Here is a 16,964-nt window from a genome sequence, read left to right as displayed (position 1 = left end):
TTTTTTGGGTTACCATTTTAATATGGAGAATCCATATGGAGGAAGTGTAACTTGTAATACACTTGCTTCTGCTGAAAATTCTTCATTTGTATAAATGTTAATTATTTTCTTACCAGTAACATGAAGAGGGAGTGAAACTGTAACTTCACTATTAGTGGGGTTTAAAACGAAAAAGATAGTTTCATCCTCATATGTTTTCGTATAAGAAATATAATTATGTTCATCATTTGCTTCGATGAATTGAAAAGTACCATGTCCTCCAAAAGCTGCATGTTGTTTTCGTAATGAAATCAATGTTTGTATATGTGTAAATAATGCATGATCTTGTTCTTTAGTATCCCAAATCATACATTTACGGCAATCGGGGTCCATACCACCATCCATGCCGATTTCATCTCCGTAATAAATACATGGAGAGCCGATGAAAGAAAGATGGAATACATAGAGCAATTTCAACTTATTTTTATCTCCATTGCATGTTGTTAAAATTCTTGGAGTATCATGGCTATCTAATAAATGAAAGGCTGCTTCATTTACATTCATAGAGTAGGAATGTAGAGATTCTGTAATTTGCTTCATGAATTCACTTGCTTTAATGGAATCGTTAGCAAAGTAAGAAAGTAGAGCGTTTGTAACAGGATAGCTCATGACAGCATCAAATTGATCGCCTTGTAGCCACGGAAGGGCATCGTGCCAAATTTCTCCCAAAATATATACTTCAGGATTTAATGTTTTTATTTCAGTTCGGAATTCTCTCCAAAAGTTGTGATCGACTTCATTTGCGACATCAAGGCGCCAGCCATCTATATTGAATTCTCGTACCCAATAACGTCCTACTTCAAGTAAGTACTCTTTTACATCTGGATGAGCTGTATTTAATTTAGGCATATACGGTGTAAAGGCGAAAGTATCATAATTTGGAAGTGGTTCGGTTATAATCGGGAAATCATGAATGTGGAACCACTCTTTATATGCGGACTTCTCACCATTCTCTAGTACGTCTTGAAATTTCTCGAAAAAGTATCCACTATGATTAAACACAGCATCGAGCATGACTTTTATACCGTGCTTATGACATTCTTCAATGAGCTCTTTAAAAGTTTCTTTCGTCCCAAATTGTGGATCAATTTCCATATAGTCAATTGTGTCATATTTATGGTTTGAATAAGCTTTGAAAATAGGTGTGAAATATATTCCGGAAATGCCAAGCTTAACAAGGTAATCAAGGTTTTGAATAACACCAGCAAAATCCCCGCCGAAAAAATTAGTTGGCGTAGGATTCGCACTTCCCCAAGGAAGGGTGTTTTCTGGATTCAGCGTACTATCGCCATTAGCGAATCGTTCAGGGAAAATCTGATACCAAATGGTGTCTTTAATCCAAGATGGTGCTTTGAATACATCATCTGCATGAATAAATGGAAAACAAAAAAAGTTACCAACATCATCATTTGGAATGTTAGAAAAGAATCCTCGCTCTGTATAAATAAGAGTGTCTGTTTCAGATTTTAATTCAAAACCATAACGTAAGCGCTTAAATTTTGGTTCGATTGCAATGGACCAATAATCAAATAATGCAGTAGAACCCGTTTTTTTCATTGGTGTACTTGCTGATATCCATTTCCCGTCTTTCCATTCGTAAGGATCACCGTAAATAAGATCGGCGCTTTGAACATCATCTCTCTTAGTACGTATTCGGATGTGAATAGTTTGTTCATCGTAAGCGTATGCATAATTATCTTTCGGCCTATGATAAATGGCTTCTTTAAACATATAGAAAATCCCCCTTCAATATCTCTATACATAGTATTCCCTGAAGTGTAATAATAAAGCCTAGATTGCAAACGATTGCCTTTCTTATAGCTTTAATATTGCTTATAAGAGTAGTATTCATTTCATATAAAGTCAATGTATAAAGAGTATAATGACATAATTTTTAAATTAATATTTGCAAAATGAATAAAAGAATGTATAATGATAGACAAATAGCGCAAACGTTTTCATAGACTTGAGATATTGTTTGCGCTTCAATTAAACTATTAAATGCAAACGTTTTCAGTTACTGAGGTACATAGACAATTTAGGGAGGTTTTTGGGATGAAGAAAGCATTATCATTATTAACGGTTTCAGCATTATCTATTGGTATGTTATCTGCATGTGGACCGAAAGATTCAGGGAAAAAAGAGGAAAGTAAAGCGAAAAAAGACTATGATCTTCTTGTTTGGGAAGATGAGAAAAAAGGTGTGGGTCTAGAGCCAGCGGTGAAAAGTTTTGAAAAGAAATATAATGTGAAAGTAAAAGTTGAAGAGGTTCAGATGACGAAACAAATAGAAAAACTTCGTCTCGACGGTCCAGCTGGCACAGGGCCAGATGTTGTAACATTGCCACATGATCATATTGGTAATGCGGTAACAGAAGGGCTACTTTCAGAAGTGAAAGTAGATGATACAGTAAAAAGTAAATTTACAGATTTATCAATAGAAGCACAAACATATAACGGAAAAATATATGGTTTACCAAAAGCGATTGAAACACCAATCTTTATTTATAATAAAAAAATGATGCAAAAAGCGCCGGAAACGATGGATGAACTGTTTAACTTCTCAAAAGACTTTACGAAAGATGGAAAATACGGATTTTTAGCACTAGGAGATAACTTCTACTTTGCTAATGCATTTATGGCAGGTATGGGTGGTTATGTATTTGGTGAAAAAGATGGAAAGCCAAATGCAAATGATATTGGATTAAATAATAGCGGTGCGGTACAAGGTGCTGAATATATTCAAAAATGGTATAAAGAAAAGTTATTCCCGAAAGGTATTATCGGTGAATCTGGTGGTTCAGCTGCAGATGGATTATTTAATGAAGGAAAAGCAGCATCTATTATGAATGGTCCATGGGCATTCCAAGCGATGGAAAAGGCTGGAATAGACTATGGTGTTGCTCCAATGCCGAAATTACCAAATGGTCAACCGATGAAAACGTTCGTTGGCGTAAAAGGATGGCATGTAACAAGCTTCTCTAAACAAAATGATTTAGCTACAAAATTTACTGAGTGGGTTACAAATGAAGAAAATGCTAAAATTCGCTTTGAGAAAACGAAAGAAATTCCACCAGTAAAATCAGTAATGGAAGATCCAATCATTAAAGAAAATGAGGCTGCAAAAGCGGTTGCGACACAATCTGAAAATGGAATTCCAATGCCAAATATTCCAGAAATGCAAGAAGTTTGGAAACCAGCTGGAGATGCGCTTCAATTAGTTGTATCAGATAAAGAAGCACCAAAATCCGCACTTGATAGTGCAGTGAAACAAATTAAAGGTAATATTGAGGCAAATCATAGTAAGAAAAAATAAGGTGAAATTCGTGCCTCTAATATGAGGGGCACGAATTCTCTCCCTTCCATGTAGGAAGAAAAAAGGGGGAAGGAACATGCAAACATCTATGGAACCTGCAAAGGGGTTAAATGATTCAAAGCATAGGAAAGTGGCAACCATGTTATCAATCATTCCAGGCGTGGGCCAAATGTATAATAAACAATTTGTAAAAGGTCTTATTTTTCTAGTATTAACAGGTTCATTTATTGTAGCCTTTGCTGATTTATTAAATATGGGATTATGGGGCATTGTAACGCTCGGTACAGAAGTTCCACGTGACCATTCCGTCTTTCTATTAGTAGAAGGGATCTTGGCACTTATCGTTATCGCTTTTGGGCTTGGCATATATGCATTTAACTTATATGATGCATATCAAAATGGGAAGAAACGTGATATTGGAACACCGTTAAATTCTGTAAAAGAGCAATACCGTAATTTGTTAGATCAAGGCTTTCCTTATTTAATGGTTTCACCAGGTTTTCTACTACTTATCTTTGTTGTCGTATTTCCAATCATCTTCGTAATTTTAATTGGATTTACAAACTATGATTTATATCATTCTCCTCCAGCTAAATTAGTAGATTGGGTGGGCTTTAAAAACTTTATTGATATTTTCACATTACCGATGTGGAGAGATACATTTTTAAGTGTATTTTCTTGGACTGTCATTTGGACATTCGTTGCAACAACATTACAAGTTGCACTTGGTATTTTTTTAGCGATTATCGTAAATCAGCCTGGTATTAAAGGTAAGGCAATTATTCGAACAATCTTTATTTTACCGTGGGCTGTTCCAGCATTCGTATCTATTCTTGTATTTGCTGGTATGTTTAATGAAACATTTGGAGCAATTAATAACCAAGTATTAGCTTTATTCGGGATTGAAAAGATTGCTTGGATGACAGACCCGTTTTGGTCAAAGATTGCTTTAATTATGATTCAAACGTGGCTTGGTTTCCCGTTCGTCTTTGCGATGACAACAGGTATACTGCAATCGATTCCAGGAGAATTATATGAAGCGGCTACAGTAGACGGAGCAACTGCTTGGCAACAGTTCCGCAAAATTACATTGCCACTTGTGTTATATGCAACAGCGCCAATATTAATTACGCAATATACGTTTAACTTTAATAATTTTAGTATTATTTATCTATTTAATAACGGGGGACCTGCTGTGTCTGGACAAAATGCAGGTGGAACGGATATTTTAATTTCATGGATCTATAAGTTAACGATGACTTCGGCTCAATACGGCAAAGCAGCAGCTCTTACAATGATTTTATCGTTAATCGTTATTACAGTTGCGTTATGGCAATTTAAGAGAACAAAATCATTCCAAGAAGAGGATATGATGTAAATGAATATTAAACGACAAAAGATGCTACGTCTTTCATTAAGTTATTTAGTTATCTTCATAATGTGTGCGATTGTTTTCTATCCATTACTATGGATAATTGGCTCATCGTTTAATCCAGGTGATAGTTTATCTGGGTCAAGTATTATTCCGAAAAATGCCACATTAGATCATTATCGCAAGCTACTTGATCTCGATTCAAGTAATTACTTACTTTGGTATAAAAATACTTTGAAAGTTAGCGTAATGACGATGATTTTCTCTGTACTAGCCATTAGTTTTACTGCTTATGCATTTTCGAGATATCGTTTTGTTGGAAGAAAGAATGGTTTATTAACATTTTTAATTCTGCAAATGATCCCGAATTTTGCAGCGTTAATCGCACTATATATATTAGCTCAGTTAACAGGATTACTTGATACACACCTTGCATTAATTTTAATTTATGTGGGCGGAGCAATTCCGATGAATACATGGCTTATGAAAGGGTATTTTGATACGATTCCGAAAGAGTTGGATGAATCAGCTCGAATGGATGGAGCAGGGCATTTCCGTATTTTCTGGCAAATCATTATGCCACTTGCAAAGCCAATCGTAGCGGTTGTAGCATTATTTACTTTCATTGGTCCATTTACAGATTTCATTTTAGCGAGTATTATTTTGCGAACACCAGAAAATTATACTTTAGCAGTTGGATTATATGAAATGGTTGCGAAAAAATTCGGTAATGAATTTACAACGTTTGCAGCGGGTTCAGTGTTAATTGCGATCCCGATTTCAATTTTATTCCTATCACTACAAAAATATTTTGTTTCCGGTTTAACAGCTGGAGGTACAAAAGGATGAAAAATGGGACATTACGTCCCATTTTTCTTTTCATCTCCCTATAAATAACTTTATAGGGAGATGAAAAGAGATTTGACATCACATGTGAAAAGAAGTGAAATAAATAGTATATTATAGTATAGGAAAAAATAGCTATATCCCTTACAATACATGAAGAGGGAGAATAGGATTAGTTTTGCAAGATATAAGAAATGAAAGTTTATGACTTGCAATGAATGCGAGATAAAATATATGAAAAATGACAGAGAAATGAGAGGAGGGGGATTTTTATGACAGTTACAATTAAAGATGTGGCGAAGCAAGCGAATGTTGCACCATCAACAGTTTCTCGTGTAATTGCTGATAATCCAAGTATAAGTGAAAAGACAAAGCGCCGTGTTAGGAAAGTGATGAGTGAATTAGGGTATCATCCCAATTTAAATGCGAGAAATCTTGCGAACCAAACGACGAAAACACTTGGTCTTGTTATGCCAAGTTCTGCAAGTAAAGCTTTTCAAAATCCATTTTTCCCAGAAGTTATAAGAGGGATTAGTTCATTTGCACACGTAGAAGGTTATGCGCTTTACATGTCGACAGGTGAAACGGAAGAAGAAATTTTTAATGGTGTCGTAAAGATGGTACAGGGACGCCAAATTGGTGGCATTATTCTTTTATATTCAAGGGAGAATGATCGGATTATTCAATATTTACATGAACAGAATTTCCCGTTTGTTTTAATAGGAAAACCATATGATCGAAAAGATGAAATTACATATGTAGATAATGACAATTATACAGCTGCAAGAGAAGTGGCAGAATATTTAATTTTATTAGGGCATAAGCAAATCGCGTTCATTGGTGGTGGATCAGATTTACTTGTAACGAGAGATCGTTTAGCTGGTATGAGTGATGCCTTGAAATTAGCAGACATTGTATTACCAAAAGAATATATTTTACATTTTGATTTTTCGAGGGAAAGTGGTCAACAAGCCGTTGAGGAATTAATGGGACTGCAGCAACCGCCGACGGCAATTATGGCAACGGATGACTTAATTGGACTTGGTGTGTTAAGTGCTCTTTCTAAAAAAGGATTCGTTGTACCGAAGGATGTTTCTATTGTAAGCTTTAATAATGCTTTATTATCAGAAATTGCGAGCCCTCCACTTTCGACAGTTGATGTGAATATTTATCAGCTAGGATATGAGGCAGCGAAAGCTTTAGTTGATAAAGTAGAGAATGCAGAATCCACTGCAAAGTGTATCATTATTCCTCATAAATTACTAAAACGTCAAACTTGTGATCATTATGCAGAAAAAAGCTAAGAGTTTAACTCTTAGCTTTTTTCTTTAGAAAGGCTTCTAATCGGTCGCAGCCTTCTTTTAAAGTTTCGATACTATATGCATAGGACAAGCGAAGGTAGCCTTCACCGTATTCAGAGAATGCTGTTCCAGGAACTACAGCTAGTCCAGCTTCTTTGACAAGATCAAGTGCAAAATCAAATGATGAAGATGTCAAATGACCAACATATGGGAATAAGTAAAATGCACCTGTTGGCTTTTCAACTGCTAATCCCATTTGAGTGAGTCTATTATATACGTAATCACGGCGTTTTTTATATTGGTGGCGCATCATTTTGGGTGCGTCTTTAGCAGCTGTTAATGCTTCAATCGCAGCGTATTGAGCGATTGAAGTAGCACACGTTACATTGTATTGATGAACTTTTAATATGTGTCCTGCTAAATAGCTTGGTGCGAATAAAAGTCCAACACGCCAGCCAGTCATAGAATGTGATTTAGATAAACCGTTAATGACAATTGTCTTTTCACGCATTTCTGGGAAATGAGCGATAGATGTATGCTTTTGTTCATACACAAGCTCGCTATAAATTTCATCTGAAAGGACGAAAATATTTTTATCTTTTAAAACATCTACAATATCTTTTAATTCTTCTGTGGATAAAGTTACACCAGTTGGGTTAGAAGGATATGGTAGTACGATACATCTTGTTTTTTCTGTAATAGCATTTTTTAGCGCGTCAGCTGTTAAACGGAATCCAGTTTCACGAACATCTACAAAAATGGGCGTTGCACCGCATAATCGAATAATAGGTTCGTAACCTGGATAAATAGGAGCAGGTAAAATTACTTCTGTTCCTGGCTCTAAAATCGTTCGGAATGCAACATCAATTGCTTCGCTAGCACCAATTGTAACGATGGTTTCGTTTTCAGGTGAGTAATGTAAATCGTAGTTATCTTTTACGAAGTTACAAGCTGCCTTACGTAATTCTAGTAAACCAGCGTTATGTGTATAGCTTGTATAGTTTTCTGTAATAGCCCGTTTTGCCGCTTCTTTTACGAGAGAAGGTGTAGGGAAATCGGGTTGTCCGATTGTTAAAGAAATCAAATTATCATAGTGTTGAATCATGTTAGAGAATTGACGGATTCCAGAAATTTGGATATCCTTCACTCTAGGGTTAATGAATTGTTCCATTGTATCTCCCTTTCTTCCGTTTGAAAATTAAGTTCATTTTATCATATTTTCTATGATTGCGCTTTGTATATGTAATTTAGAAAGAGAGAGAAAAGAGAAAAAAAGCCGCTATAAGCGACTTTTTAATATCCGTATTCCCAATCTATTTCATCTTCATTCCAGAGTACAGAGGATACCTTGCCAAGGTGAACAACTGATTCGTTCACAGCACATGTGCAATCTTCATCTCCTGCTTTATGCTGTAACTCTTCATATACTGATTTTTCAACATTTTCTAGAACAACCAAATTTTCTTCTTTTAAAACAAGCGTAGTACCCGCCATATTTATCTTCCTCCTACTAAAGTAATGATCACTTATTTGTAAACATAGATAGTATGGATTATATGCTGTATTTTGCTATAGTTGTCCGTCTAAAAAAGTATTTTTACATTTTCTTTGTAATCCGTATTCATTGTATACTGCACGAAGGAAATTTGGTACAGGGTTTACAATCATTTCGAAAATCTGTAACAATTATTATGAGTTGTTAACAAAGAATTAACAAATATGTTAAGAAAAATCAAAATTTTAAAACAAATAAACCTATAAAATGATATAATCATATCAAAATACATATAGGGGATGAGAGGTTATGGAGCTTATCCGTGATTTGTTGATTCAAATTGCCATCATAATTTTACCACTATTTTTATATGAAGCGATTCGTTTAAATCGCTATCAAGAAATGCCTCCGAAGCCAAATCGTTACTTTATTATGTTTTTATCTAGCGTTACGCTCGTTCTCTCCATGACATACTCTATTTGTTTTGGCAATGTGTGTGGGTATAACTTTCACCCAATTCCAATTGTCAGTGGTTTTTTATATGGTGGGATTGTTGGTTTAATCCCAGCGGTTATTTTTGTTGCATATGAATGGTTACTAAAGGGAATGAGCTTTCTTCCAGTTTTAGAAGTAACATTTCTATTGATAGTTCCGCTATTTTTATCAAAGAAATGGTCTCTTTTTTCAAGAGATAAGAAATTAATTTTAGCATTTATGATTTCATCATTTTATGTGCTTGTTTCTTTAGCATTAGGCATGATTAATGTTCTTTTGGAAACAGGATTTACACCGTATATTTCGCAAATATATAGCGGATTTATATTTGCCTCGCTTATCATGGTCATGACAATGGTATTTCAGGTGTATTTAACTGAATATTTAAACGAAAATGCATTACTACGTACAGAGATGCAAAAATCAGAAAAGCTTAATATTGTAAGTGAGTTAGCAGCAAGTGTGGCACATGAAGTTCGAAATCCACTTACTGTTGTTCGTGGATTTATCCAATTGCTAGAAAGTACGGAAGATGTGAAGAATAAGGATTATATGCGTCTCGTATTAGCTGAATTGGATCGGGCGGAACAAATTATTTCAGATTACTTGAATTTAGCAAGGCCGCAAATTGAGAAAAAAGAACACATTTGTTTATCAGCCCAATTAATAGAAATGACCACTCTTATGTCGTCATTTGCAGCGATGCAAGGTGTATATTTACAAGTTGAAATTTCAGAAAGTCTTTATACAATTGGTGATAAGACAAAATTGAAGCAAGCTATTATGAATGTTGTTAAAAATGGTATTGAAGCAATTCAAGGAAATAAAGGATATTTAAAAGTAACAGCTATTCAAAAAGACGAAACAATCATAATAAGAGTTAAAGATAGTGGTGTTGGTATGACGAAAGAACAGTTAGCAAGGCTGGGGCAACCATATTATTCTTTAAAAGAAAAAGGGACAGGATTAGGGCTTATGGTAACATTTAGTATTTTACAAGCGCATAATGGTACATTGGAATATAAGAGTGAAAGTGGAAAAGGCACTGAAGCAATTATTATATTACCAGCTGTACAAAATAAGGAATAAAAGTTACCGATGGAAGGTAACTTTTTATTTTATATTGTTTATTCATTTGTTTTTTCTTGTTTTGCTCGACTAAATAAACTTTTAAATGATTGAAAGAAGCTTTGCTCTTTTGAGGCAGCGACCATTCTTTTTGTTTCTTGAATTTCTCGAATAACTTGCATAAGCTGTGCATCACGTTTACTGTCCTTGTTATAAATTTGACTAACAAGTTTATTCATTTTTTCTTCTTGTTTGGATTCTCGTTTATACATATGATTCATTAATAAGTCCATTTTTTCTTTTTGCAATGCATCTGTTTGAGCGGCGTGCTCGACTAACTCTTGAAGCATTTTTTCTTGAGAGCCTTCTTTTACATACACTTGTTGCATCAATTCATCTAGTTTCTCATCCTTTAAACGATTTTGTGTAATTAGAGTAGAATTTTGATGAATAATTGCTTCATTTAATTGAGCTAGCATTTCAAGTTTCAACATGAACTCCTCAAAGTTACGCCCATCTTCTTTTTCTTTCGGTTGTATCTCTTGCTTATCTTGTATAACTGGTACAGGTGGGGCCTCTTTTTCTTTTAAAATAATCGGTATCGTTTCTGAAATATCTTCTTGTAATGTGGCAGCTCTTTCATGTATAGATTTCAATAGTTTTAAATCATCAAGTTTATAAATACGAGCATCAGCTGTTTTAGAAATCATATAACCATGTTCCTCTAACAGTTGACTATATTTGCGGACTATATGTTTTGGGATGCCTGTTTTATTCGTGACATCTTTCGTTTTATAGGTAGCTTCCATGATATTTCCTCCCCAAAAAGTATCGTATATATCATTTCAATCTTTTATGAGGACTTCCTTTGAAAAAGAATGTCGGAAGGCTATTAGTTTTCTACAGCATTAGTGAAAAAATGAAATTTTTTGGCGGAATGGCAAGGAATAACTAAAATAATGTCTGAAAACATATACAGGAGAAGTTTGTTATAATAACTGAGGAAAAGAAACTGGTAGAAACATGGAGGTATACATGAAGCAATTAAAAGGTATTATCATTTCAATTATCGCAATTCTGTCTATTTTAGTAGCAGTTTATGAAGTACTTGTGCCAGAGGAAACAAGTGTAAAGAAAACGAATACGTATGATCAAGTGTTAGGATTTCCGAAAGAACGTTATCCAGAGACAGGAAAACATATTACGGATGCTATAAAAGAAGGGCATTCAGAAGTTTGTACAATCGATCGTGGTGGTGCTGCAGATAGAAGGAAATTGTCGTTAGCACCGTATCCATCAAAAAAAGGGTATGATCGTGATGAATGGCCAATGGCGATGTGCAAGGAAGGCGGAAAAGGAGCACATATTGAATATATAAGTCCGGCGGATAACCGGGGAGCAGGCTCTTGGGTAGGGAATAAGTTAGATAAATATCCAGATGGTACGCGTGTGAAGTTTGAAGTGAAGTAGTATTTGTACATTTCATGATGAAGGAGAAGGGGAACTATGGAGTTAACAATTTCTTATTCGCAATTAATGTTGATGAACTATGACGGTGAGCAGCCTTATGTAGACTGGACGGATGAAGATTTTGAAAGAGGTTATGCTAAGGCAGAGGGAACTGTTATTTTTGAAGCACTTTCTGATTATACTTGTGAAGTGAAAGTGACCCCAGGGAAACATATTGAAAAAGAAGAAGTGGTTAGAACGATTACGGTTCCATTTACGGTTGAAAATGAAAGTATCGTTATAACGAGTATTCTTTCAAACAAATTTCAAATACCTATTCCAAATGGTGAGTATACAGTTGTCTTACAAGCAATTCCTCTTGAAGAGCCAACGGATGATGAATTATATAAAATACAATACGAATTCTTCTTTGAAAGTAAAGAATAAAAATGGGTTATCCTGAGAAAAGGATAACCCATTTTTGTTATGCGTTTGTTTTTAAAAGGGAACGAGCATCTTTCGCTGCTTGCACCATATGTTCTAAAGCTGGAATAACTTCTTCTGTTCTTCTCGTTTTTAAACCACAATCAGGATTAATCCAGAAATATTTAGGATCGCATACTTCTAAAGATTGTTCTACGATTTTATACATTTCATCTTTACTCGGTACACGTGGGCTATGAATATCATATACACCTAGGCCGATGCCTTTTTCATATGTTGTATGTTTCAACGTATCAATAAATTCTCCGTGACTTCTTGATGTTTCGATAGAAATTACATCTGCATCTAATGCGCGAATCGCGTCAACAATATCTTCGAAGTTACTGTAACACATATGAGTATGAATTTGTGTTTCATTTGCTACAGAAGAAGTTGCTAAAAGGAAGGATTGTACTGCCCATGTAATATAAGCATCCCAATCTTTTTCTTTTAGTGGCATTCCTTCACGAAGTGCTGGCTCATCGACTTGAATTACTCTAATTCCGGAAGATTCAAGTAGTACAATTTCGTGACGAAGAGCTAGTGCAATTTGATACGAAACTTCTTTTCTTGGAATGTCATTTCGAACGAAGGACCAATTTAAAATCGTAACAGGTCCAGTTAACATTCCTTTTACAACTTTCTCCGTTAAGCTTTGTGCATAAACTGTTTCCTTAATAGTCATTCCGTTAATAAAGGCTACATCACCATAAATAACAGGCGGTTTTACGCAGCGGGAACCGTATGATTGGACCCAACCGTTTTTAGTGAATGAGAAACCAGCAAGGCGCTCACCAAAATATTCGACCATGTCAGTTCTTTCAAATTCACCATGTACAAGGACGTCAAGACCAATTTCTTCTTGGTAACGAATCCATTTTTCTGTCTCTTTTTCAATAAATTGTTCATATTGTTCATTTGAAATAACACCGTTACGCCATTCTTTTCGCGTTTGACGAACTTCAGTTGTTTGCGGGAAGCTACCAATAGTCGTTGTTGGTAATAGTGGTAACTCCAGGGCAACTTGTTGTAATTCGTATCGTTTTTCAAATGGAAGAGGACGTGAAAAATCTTCATCTTTTAGTGCTGTTCGTGCTGCTTTGACATCTTCTCGGTTACGTGCAGCAGATGAGCGAATTGTATGATGTACGTTTCGATATGTTTCCAGCTCAGTACTAATGCTTTCTGTACCTTGAGTGAGAGCGGAATGAATAAGAACTAACTCTTCTAATTTTTGATTTGCAAATGCTAATGCATCAAATAGCTCAGTCGATAAGTGAGTTTCTTCTGTTTTATCGATCGGTGTATGCAATAAGCTACAAGAAGGCTGAACGATGAAATCTTTCGTTTGGACTTGTTTTTGTAACCTTGTAAATAACTCAAGAACTTCATCAAGGTCAGCTCTCCAAATGTTACGGCCATCTATACAACCGACAGCTAAAGTTTTATCAGCTGGGAATCCATATTTTGAAATAGCATTTAAATTACCTTCTTTACCATGAATGAAATCTAATCCAATACCGGATACCGGGAATGTAATAATTTCTTCATAGTTTTCTTCCACGCTATCAAAATATGTTTGTAAAAGAAGAGTCGCATTTGGAACTTCTTTACGAATAGCTTCATAAATTTCTTTTGCTTGTTGAACTTCTTCTTTCGTTAAAGAAGCGAAAATTGGTTCATCAACTTGAATGGCTTGTGCACCAGCTGCATGTAGTTCTGAAAGCAGTTGTACGTAAGGTGCAACTAACTGTTTTAAAATGGAAGGGAATTGTTCTTGTGTATAGCCTTTAGCTAATTTTAAGAAAGTATATGGACCTAAAATAACAGGCTTTCCATCTACTCCTAATTCTTGTTTTGCCTCTTCGTATAAGCGGAGTGGACGATTATCTTTTAAAGAGATTTGTAATCCCTCTTCATATTCAGGAACGATATAGTGATAGTTTGTGTTAAACCATTTTGTCATTTCGGAAGCTACGTGATTTTTAGAGCCACGCGCCATTGCGAAATATACATCAAGGTAAGATGTAAACTCAGAAAAACGTGATGGGATAAATCCTAGCATATAGGCAGTATCCAAAACGTGATCATAATATGTAAAGTCGCCAATTGGAATGAGTTCAATCCCTTTTTCTTGCTGTACTTTTACGTGTTGAAGGCGAATTTCTTTCATTGTTGTTAAAAATTGTTCTTCATCAATTTTATTGGACCAAAAAGCTTCCAATGTTTTTTTCCACTCTCGTTGTAGTCCGATACGTGGATAACCTAAGTTACTTGTTTGAATTGCCATTTTAAATTCCTCCCTAATTGAAAGTAAGCATTTCCGTTTACTAGGAAATACCTATAACAAAAAGTGCAAAGACATAGAAAATAAGCCTTCCTTTTTGTTTTAACACCTCATCATCATCCGTGAATCTATCAGTGTTGTTAAAACAGGCAGGTCTCCTGACTTATGCTTCATATAATTTCTTTCACCTTCCCGTTTTCACAGTGGCACCAAAAAGAAATCTCAGCATTTACAGTGGCGGGACCGTGTTGGAGTTTCACCAAGCTTCCCTTTTAAACACGAAACGAAATGTTCGTGTACCTATTTTCCTTTTGAAAGGAATTTAACAAGCGATATGATATTGAAACAAATTCTAACACAATTTTTGGAATTTTGTCTACTGTTTTAAAATAAGAAAATTCCAAAGTTTTTATTTCTTATTATTCTGACTTTTTATTCTGAAGTAACTAATAATATTACAGTATAAAAAGAGAAATTGAGCTATGAAAGAAGTAGAGATGTCTTCTTTCATAGCTCAATTTTCATCTATAACAACTTCTGAAAGTCGGCCTGCTATAGCATCTTTAAGGAGGGTGTTTAGCCATTGTAATTCAACTGTAATATGCTCAATTACACTTTGCAAAATATATAGTTGTGCACGTGGAACCTTTCCTTTATTACAATCATATATCGTTTGCATAGTATGTAAATATTGAAGAGTGTCGTTTTTCTTTTTTTCTAAAATAGGAACTAATTCGTGATCATTGCTAAAGTGAGCGAAAGATAAGGCTGAATAAATAGGTTTATATATTTGGTTTTTTGCTTCGAATTGTTTTAATAGTAAAGTGTGGAATAGTTTTTTGCCTTCTTCTGTTATATGAAAAATCGTTTTGTCAGGTCGGTTTGTGTCTCTAATTACATTTGTAATGTGAATTGCGCCTTGCTTTTCTAATTGCTCGAAAGCGTAATAAAGTGATCCTTTAGCATATTTAATATAACAATCCATTTGTCGTTCTTTCATAATATGCTGCACTTCATATGGATGTTTATCTCCTTCGAGTAGCAAGCCGAGAATGACTAATTTCATGCTCATGCTGTCTCAACTCCTGTATATAAAAACTTTATACATATTATAAACGGCATATCCTTTTTCATAAAGGGATATGCCGCTTCTTTTTTATATTAACTGACTTGCTTTTGTTTTTCTTTCTTTTTAGGGCCTGTAAAGAGGCGTTCATTTCCCATTAGTAAAATACAAATAACACTTAGTACAGCCGGGATGAGTGCCCAGAAGAATGTGTTCGCAATAGATGTAGCGAGAGCTTCTTTAATACCCGCTAATATTTCAGCAGGAATTTTTGCGGTAGCGCCTGGTGATAATAAGAAACTTGTGTCTCCGCCTTTTGGAGCTAATTTTGCTAGTTCAGGGGGGAACACAGAGTTTAGTTTATCTGTAAAAATATGATTTTGAATTGTACCGAAAATCGTTACACCAAGAGTCATACCGAGTGATCGGAAGAATGAGTTTGTTGATGTCGCCGAACCGCGGTCTCGCATTTCTAACTTGTGAATAGAAGACATACTTAATACTGAGAATGAGAAGCCAACACCAAGCCCAGCGAGAATCATAAATAGTGTTACGAGTAAACGAGGTGTGTCCATTGTTAAAGTACTTAATGAATAAATACCAAGAACGAAGAAGACACCAGATACCATCATAATGTTACGATAGCTTGTTCGAGAAGCTAATTGTCCTCCTGTTTGACTTCCAATTACAGAACCAACCATCATTGGTGTTAAAATTAATCCAGCATTAGAGGCCGAACCTCCAAGAACGCCTTGAATGAAGATTGGAATATAAACTGTACAGATAATAAAAGCAGCACCATAGAAAAAGGCAACTCCTTGACTAGCTGCGAATAAAGGTTTTTTAAATAGATGGAACGAAATAATAGGCTCGGTTGCTTTTCTTTCTACAAAGAAGAAAATAATAAGCGCAATAACTACTGTTGTAAATAAGCCAATAATTACAGTGGAATTCCAGGCATATTCCTTACCACCAAGTTCTAATGCGAACATTAAGCAAACGATACTTATGACAAGTGTAATAGCACCAGCCCAATCAATTTTTTGTTTTCTAAATTCTAGAGACTCACTGTAGTATTTAGTAATGAAGAAAAAGGAGATAAGTCCTAATGGAATATTGATATAGAAGACCCAATGCCAACTTATATAGTCTGTAATATAAGCACCTAATAAAGGACCGAATACACTAGATGTCCCGAAAACAGCACCGAATAGCCCTGTCATCTTCCCGCGTTTTTCTGGTGGGAAGATATCATACATAATTGTAAAGGCGATAGGCATAAGGGCACCACCACCGATACCTTGAATAGCTCTATAAATACTTAATTGCTCAATACTTGAAGCTGTTCCGCAAAGCGCAGAACCGAATAAGAAAAGAATGAGGCCCCCAATATAAAAACGTTTCCGCCCGTACATATCAGAAAGTTTCCCAAAGATAGGCATCCCTGCCATTGTTGCTACCATATAAGCTGATGTGACCCAAACAAACTTATCAAAGCCTCCTAGGTCTCCAACGATTGTTGCCATTGCGGTTGCAACGATTGTATTATCCATTGCGGCCATTAATATACCAAGCAGCAAACCAGCAACAACAAATTTTGTCTTGTTGGTGTCTTTTTTTAATGGTTGAGTTTCCAAATATAACCCTCCTTTAGAAATAAGTAAACTATATTAAGTTTTGAGTGCAGTGGATAAAAAATTTAAATGTATAGTTGATTTTAATTTCTTTTCCATAAGTGCACTAATATG

At 35.2% G+C, this 16,964-nt stretch carries 14 protein-coding genes and 1 riboswitch; of the genes, 7 read left to right on the top strand and 7 right to left on the bottom strand.

Annotated features, from left to right (window positions below):
* Positions 1-9: 9 nt before the first annotated feature.
* Positions 10-1,770: an alpha-glycosidase gene (locus tag ACS2FK_RS01670; RefSeq protein WP_063548539.1), complete on the bottom strand. Its 1,761-nt coding sequence runs from the start codon at positions 1,768-1,770 to the stop codon at positions 10-12.
* Positions 1,771-2,094: 324 nt separating this feature from the next.
* On the opposite strand from ACS2FK_RS01670, the gene ACS2FK_RS01665 reads away from it, so the two are divergent.
* From ACS2FK_RS01665 to malR, 4 genes are all read left to right on the top strand, one after another.
* Positions 2,095-3,354, top strand: a complete 1,260-nt coding sequence (locus tag ACS2FK_RS01665; RefSeq protein WP_000709931.1) for an extracellular solute-binding protein — start codon at positions 2,095-2,097, stop codon at positions 3,352-3,354.
* A gap of 76 nt (positions 3,355-3,430) precedes the next feature.
* Positions 3,431-4,732 carry a maltosaccharide ABC transporter permease MalC gene (gene malC, locus ACS2FK_RS01660; RefSeq protein WP_001194982.1) on the top strand — a complete coding sequence of 434 codons (1,302 nt, stop codon included), beginning with the start codon at positions 3,431-3,433 and terminating at the stop codon, positions 4,730-4,732.
* A complete protein-coding gene (gene malD / locus ACS2FK_RS01655; protein ID WP_001022603.1) occupies positions 4,733-5,575 on the top strand; it encodes a maltosaccharide ABC transporter permease MalD in 843 nt (280 codons plus the stop codon).
* 269 nt (positions 5,576-5,844) lie between these two features.
* The gene (malR, locus tag ACS2FK_RS01650; protein WP_063548537.1) at positions 5,845-6,876 is read left to right on the top strand and encodes a maltose operon transcriptional repressor MalR; all 1,032 of its coding nucleotides are present in this window, start codon (positions 5,845-5,847) and stop codon (positions 6,874-6,876) included.
* Between the two features lie 4 nt (positions 6,877-6,880).
* On the opposite strand, the gene ACS2FK_RS01645 is transcribed toward malR, so the two are convergent.
* Together ACS2FK_RS01645 and ACS2FK_RS01640 are read right to left on the bottom strand one after the other, a co-directional pair.
* Complete coding sequence (locus ACS2FK_RS01645) at positions 6,881-8,044, bottom strand: aminotransferase A (RefSeq protein WP_000434552.1); 1,164 nt, start codon at positions 8,042-8,044, stop codon at positions 6,881-6,883.
* A 122-nt stretch (positions 8,045-8,166) separates the two neighbouring features.
* Positions 8,167-8,367, bottom strand: a complete 201-nt coding sequence (locus tag ACS2FK_RS01640; RefSeq protein ID WP_000929276.1) for a hypothetical protein — start codon at positions 8,365-8,367, stop codon at positions 8,167-8,169.
* 310 nt (positions 8,368-8,677) lie between these two features.
* Between ACS2FK_RS01640 and kinB the strand changes: the two genes are divergently transcribed.
* Positions 8,678-9,952 (top strand): sporulation sensor histidine kinase KinB, encoded by a 1,275-nt coding sequence (gene kinB, locus ACS2FK_RS01635; protein WP_063548535.1) that lies wholly within the window; start codon positions 8,678-8,680, stop codon positions 9,950-9,952.
* A 38-nt stretch (positions 9,953-9,990) separates the two neighbouring features.
* Here kinB and ACS2FK_RS01630 read toward each other — a convergent pair whose 3' ends face one another.
* A complete protein-coding gene (locus ACS2FK_RS01630) occupies positions 9,991-10,740 on the bottom strand; it encodes a DUF3967 domain-containing protein (protein ID WP_063548533.1) in 750 nt (249 codons plus the stop codon).
* Between the two features lie 226 nt (positions 10,741-10,966).
* Here ACS2FK_RS01630 and nucA point away from each other — a divergent pair, with 226 nt between their 5' ends.
* Together nucA and comJ are read left to right on the top strand one after the other, a co-directional pair.
* Positions 10,967-11,401: a DNA-entry nuclease gene (gene nucA, locus ACS2FK_RS01625; protein WP_063548531.1), complete on the top strand. Its 435-nt coding sequence runs from the start codon at positions 10,967-10,969 to the stop codon at positions 11,399-11,401.
* Positions 11,402-11,437: 36 nt separating this feature from the next.
* Complete coding sequence (gene comJ / locus ACS2FK_RS01620) at positions 11,438-11,827, top strand: competence protein ComJ (protein WP_063548529.1); 390 nt, start codon at positions 11,438-11,440, stop codon at positions 11,825-11,827.
* A 37-nt stretch (positions 11,828-11,864) separates the two neighbouring features.
* On the opposite strand, the gene metE is transcribed toward comJ, so the two are convergent.
* From metE to ACS2FK_RS01605, 3 genes are all read right to left on the bottom strand, one after another.
* Complete coding sequence (metE, locus tag ACS2FK_RS01615; RefSeq protein WP_063548527.1) at positions 11,865-14,153, bottom strand: 5-methyltetrahydropteroyltriglutamate--homocysteine S-methyltransferase; 2,289 nt, start codon at positions 14,151-14,153, stop codon at positions 11,865-11,867.
* 128 nt (positions 14,154-14,281) lie between these two features.
* Positions 14,282-14,469: riboswitch (cobalamin riboswitch) on the bottom strand.
* 195 nt (positions 14,470-14,664) lie between these two features.
* On the bottom strand, positions 14,665-15,222 hold the full coding sequence (locus tag ACS2FK_RS01610; protein WP_063548525.1) for a PadR family transcriptional regulator: 558 nt from the start codon (positions 15,220-15,222) through the stop codon (positions 14,665-14,667).
* Positions 15,223-15,311: 89 nt separating this feature from the next.
* Entirely contained in the window at positions 15,312-16,853 is a 1,542-nt protein-coding gene (locus ACS2FK_RS01605) for an MDR family MFS transporter (RefSeq protein ID WP_053563725.1), read from the bottom strand.
* Positions 16,854-16,964: the final 111 nt, after the last annotated feature.

It is taken from the genome of Bacillus cereus group sp. BceL220 (assembly GCF_051776965.1).
Lineage (GTDB): Bacteria > Bacillota > Bacilli > Bacillales > Bacillaceae_G > Bacillus_A > Bacillus_A cereus.
Note: the sequence above shows the minus strand (reverse complement) of the source record. Positions and strands in the feature narration are given on the sequence as shown.